Source organism: Caldithrix sp. (genome assembly GCF_056497305.1).
The window spans coordinates 1-4,375 of record NZ_JBSMDE010000010.1 but is presented as its reverse complement, the minus strand read 5'-3'; the positions used below and the strand labels follow the sequence as shown (position 1 = coordinate 4,375).

Annotated in this window: 4 protein-coding genes; 1 reads left to right on the top strand and 3 read right to left on the bottom strand. The window is 45.4% G+C overall.

Features of this window, described 5'->3' with window-relative positions:
* The 3 genes from ACWB0I_RS00850 to ACWB0I_RS00840 all read right to left on the bottom strand — a co-directional run.
* A partial coding sequence (locus tag ACWB0I_RS00850) for a hypothetical protein (RefSeq protein WP_479386134.1) occupies positions 1 to 517 on the bottom strand: 517 nt, incomplete at its 3' end.
* A gap of 60 nt (positions 518 to 577) precedes the next feature.
* On the bottom strand, positions 578 to 1,606 hold the full coding sequence (locus tag ACWB0I_RS00845) for a LacI family DNA-binding transcriptional regulator (protein WP_479386133.1): 1,029 nt from the start codon (positions 1,604 to 1,606) through the stop codon (positions 578 to 580).
* 568 nt (positions 1,607 to 2,174) lie between these two features.
* Positions 2,175 to 3,020 carry a DUF4382 domain-containing protein gene (locus tag ACWB0I_RS00840; RefSeq protein WP_479386132.1) on the bottom strand — a complete coding sequence of 282 codons (846 nt, stop codon included), beginning with the start codon at positions 3,018 to 3,020 and terminating at the stop codon, positions 2,175 to 2,177.
* A 299-nt stretch (positions 3,021 to 3,319) separates the two neighbouring features.
* Here ACWB0I_RS00840 and ACWB0I_RS00835 point away from each other — a divergent pair, with 299 nt between their 5' ends.
* Complete coding sequence (locus tag ACWB0I_RS00835) at positions 3,320 to 3,997, top strand: DUF3179 domain-containing (seleno)protein (RefSeq protein WP_479386131.1); 678 nt, start codon at positions 3,320 to 3,322, stop codon at positions 3,995 to 3,997.
* Positions 3,998 to 4,375 lie beyond the last annotated feature (378 nt).

The window sequence follows — 4,375 nt, the reverse complement described above, 5'->3', positions numbered from 1 at the left end:
CTTCCGGAGCGCCGCCTACATAAATGGCATCTTCCAATTTGTGCCACGGCGTACTGGCTTCGGCCTGATCCACCTCCACAACCTTCTCGGCAATCAGATTGCCTCCGGCATAAAAGCTGTAACGCACATAGATCTTCTCATCCATCGATGCCGGATTGGTATTGACGCCCTCGGTCTTCACATAGAAACTGACGTTGTACAGCTTGTTGGCCCCTTCCGTGGTGGCACGGTTCCAGTAAAGATCGGCATTGTTGACGCTCTTCCAGCCAATAACGTCGCTGCTGGCCGCGTCTTTGCTGATCTTAAAGGAGTATTCGCTGGGCAAATCGCTGTTCCAGGGATTGTTGGCTGCCGTGTCGCTGGCCCACATGGCATGCGTGCCGTCGTCATTGACACGATTCCAAAAAGCCGGTTCACGCGTTTCAATATCTGCATTTTTCAGCAGATTTGTTCCCGCAAATAACATTGCAGGAATAAGTAGTAAAACCATGAAAAAAAAGTAATTGTAGCGCTTCATACGCCCTCCTCATTTTGGTTGATTGAAGGTCTTTATTTTATTCAAGCCGTAAAAAAAAGGCTATCCATTGACCTGAGTCGTAGATTCACGCACTACCAGCTCGATCGGCACCAGTACCTTTTTATTTTTACGTACTTTTTTATCTAAAATATCACGCATTAATTTCATGGCTTCAATTCCCAGGTCCGCTTTGGGAACGGCGATTGTAGTAAGGGGAGGATCCTGGAAGGCGTCACTTTCGATATCGTCAAAGCCAACCACACTGATCTGTTGAGGAATCTTAATCCCTCTTTTTTTAAGACACTCCATAGCTCCGATGGCCATGGCATCGTTACAGGCAAAGAGCGCAGTAAAATCTGCCTTGTGATCCATTAACTGGCAAACCGCATGATAGCCATTTTCCTTGCTGGTTGATTGTTCACTGGTCACTACCAGATTCTCATCATATTTCAGCCCATGTTTTTCAAGGGCTAATTTGTAACCAATGTAGCGCTCCATAATACTGGGATGATCCATGTCGCCACCGATAAAGGCTATTTTGCGATGCCCCAACTCTATCAGATGGTTGGTTGCCAGTAAGCCACCCTGGATATTATCGATCAGCACCGCGTTGTGCTCACCTTGCGGAGGATAGTAATCTACAAAAACAAGGGGGAAATTGTAATCGTCCAGCTTCTGCAAAAAAGTTAAAGGCACCTTACCTCCAATGATGATGCCATCCACATTCTGTTGCGTCACAAAGCGCGGTAAGGGGGTGTCTTCTGAAAAATCATTGGGGATAGTGGCCAGCAAAACAAAGTAATTGGAGTCGCGTGCTTCAAATTCGGTTCCCAGAAAAATTCTGGTGTAGAATGGCTCGGTACGTAAAAAATGGTTCTCTGTCAGCACAAAGCCAATATTTCCGGTTTGTTTTAAGACCAGACCGCGAGCAGCCTGTGAAGGATGGTAATTCAATTCCTGAATGGCTTTCAGAACACGTTTCCGGGTTTCTTCAGAGATTTTTCGTTTATTGTGCAAAACCATGGAAACAGTGGCTGTTGAAACGCCGGCCCGCCGGGCTACATCACGAATGGTTATTTTCATACGCATTCAATTTAAACGTTTTACCTATGTTTTAATTTATATAACCACTTTTTTATTGTCAAATTTTTTTGCATTTTTGGTTTGTCATGAGATTTCTTTTTGGAGCCTTAAAAAGGTTTATTCTGGAAGTACATCCCTTTTTATTTAAACGTTTTAACTATTTCTACTGTGCTTTTAAGACAGGCCTTGTTCTCTTGCGGGAAAAGAAAAAGGAAAAAAGAAGCAAGATTAAAGATGAAAGATCAAAGATTAAAAGGCTAGAAGGCATTAATCGGCTCGAGAGAATTTGACCCACCCCTTAGTCCCCCCGGTGGAGGGGAGACTCATAATTCCCCTCCTGGGAGAGGCACACTCAAAACTCCCCTCCCGGGAGGGGTTGGGGGTGGGTTATTGTCAAAAGAAAAATTGGAGATCGGGAAAGCCATTTCCTTTCCTTCTTTTCATCGGAATTGCAAATTGCATTCTTAATACACACGCCTCCCTCAGATTTATCATGCAAAAGGCACAAAAAAAGGCCGCTTCACCATTCAGGCGAAACGACCCTTTTCTCGGGCTGTGAGATAGCCTTTGAGGTTTATTGAGGGGTCAAAGTAAAGTTCTGGTTAACCACCTGTTTTTTAAACACCTGAATGCCGTCAACCTGTTCAGTCATGTAACCTTCCTTTTCAGCCTTAACAGAGTAAGTTCCTTCCGGCAGTCCCAGAATCTTGTAAAAGCCCAGGCGATTCGTAAAAGTGTGTGTCACAACCGAATCACTGATGACCTGAATTTCCACATCCTTCAGAGCCGCGCCGCTGGCGTCGCTAACAGCGCCGGCAATGACACCAGCCTTTTTCATCCATACACCACGAATGACCGGACGGAAAATGAATCCCGGAAAATTTTGATGCCACCGACCATGCATCCGGAACGATTTACTCACATCAAAATCAAGCAAAATTTCAGACAGATCGCCACTTTCCACTTCGACCGGAGGGACTAACATAATCCTGATTCCAGCGCGGGCGTTATCCGGAAGATCCAGATAGACTTCCGCGCCATTGACATATTTAATGCTCACCGAATCGATGCGCATGCGCACCATGTTGTACGTACCGGCAGGAACCTCTGCTTCCGGCAGGTCTTCGGTTTTACCGTCGCGCAGTTCCAGCAGATTGATGGTTTGGCTTCCTTCCCACACGGTGATCCAGTTTCCGCCATTCACGCTGTCCACACTGTGCATTTCGATTAAGTTAATCGTGACATTGGCTTCCTCAATAAATTTGAGGGGCGAAGGCGAATCCGTAATTTTGAGGGTCACTTTGCCCACATCCGATGGCGTTACGCCCTCATCCGCCTTTTCGCAGCTACTGAGCATTAATCCAAAACTTAGCACCAAAATAAACACGGAAATCCAGAGTGCATATTTGCGCTTCAACATTGTTACCTCCTATCGGTTGGTTAAACTTTACTGCTACATTATCTTTTTACAATTTTCGTGCCAGTTCATTCCATGAGGTGCGATTTGTGTAATGCCAACCCTGGTCAGTACTTTCCTGCAGATATTTTTTTATTGATAGAAATTTCGTATTCGTTTACGTCTGATTCGACCATTTTGACACACTCAACCGCCCAGGCGGTCGAATTAAAATAGGACCCATTTTTGATCTTCTTGTGAACCATTTTCTAAAAAAATGAATTATCTTTAAAGAAAGATGACCATTACAGAAGGGAATAACGATGAGAATTTTAATCCTGACTTGCGCTGCCCTACTCTGGTTTTGTTCACAAAACCAGCCGGCGCCCTCAAAGGTCATCGACTCCGGCGACGGTAATACCGATAAGAAAATTACGCTCGTTGATCGAACTGGAAAGGTGTGGGATCTGACACACGCCGTTAAAGTGTACGGCTTTTCTTTAGACCTTTTTCGTTTTGGCCTGGGCGTCAATGCCATTCCCCCCATCCTGCATCCGCAATTTGCCAAACCGGGTCAAAGCAACTACCCGGCCGCTGACGCCACCTTCGAAGTAATCGGCTTAACCTTGAATGGCCTGAGCAGGGCCTATCCCTTAAACATCCTGCGCAATCACGAAGTGGTTAATGACCGTTTTCTGGATCGCTACGTGGCGGTGGCCTACTGACCGCTGGAACAATTGACTGTCGTGTACAGTCGGGAGCTTACAGGCAGTAAAGGCAATGCCATCCTTTTAGGGGCCAGCGGTTGGGTGTACATCAACACATTTGTCCTTTACGATACGCAATCGGAGAGTTTGTGGTACCCTTATCCTGAAGAGAAACTCTTACGCTGCGTGAGCGGCACTTTTGCCGATTCCACCCTGCCGGAAATTCCCTCGGTCAGAACTACCTGGAAAAAATGGCATCAGGCGCATCCCAATAGCGAGGTGCTTATTGAATAAATTAGAATACTTCCTTCAAAAGATGTAATGCATTAGCGTGCGAAAATTTTTGTGTTAAATATCCTAACCCCCCCGGCCCCCTTCCCTTCTTTTAATAAAGGGAAGGGGGAGCAAATTGTGCCGCTTTGCTGAGTTTTCGCCTTTCATGTCAATAAATTTCATTTTTTTTTCTAAATCTTTGTGCTCTCTGTGGTTGATTTTGTTTGAGGCTTTGCTGCCTTAGAATACTTCCCTCAAAAGATGTAATGCATTAGCGTGCGAAAATTTTTGTGCCGTGTGGTGGAGTGAAACTGTTGAATTGTTGATTTGTTGAATGGTTGAATGAGCATCGGGCTGACATTCCGAATTCACACTGATCGTGAATGGGGCCATGAAAGA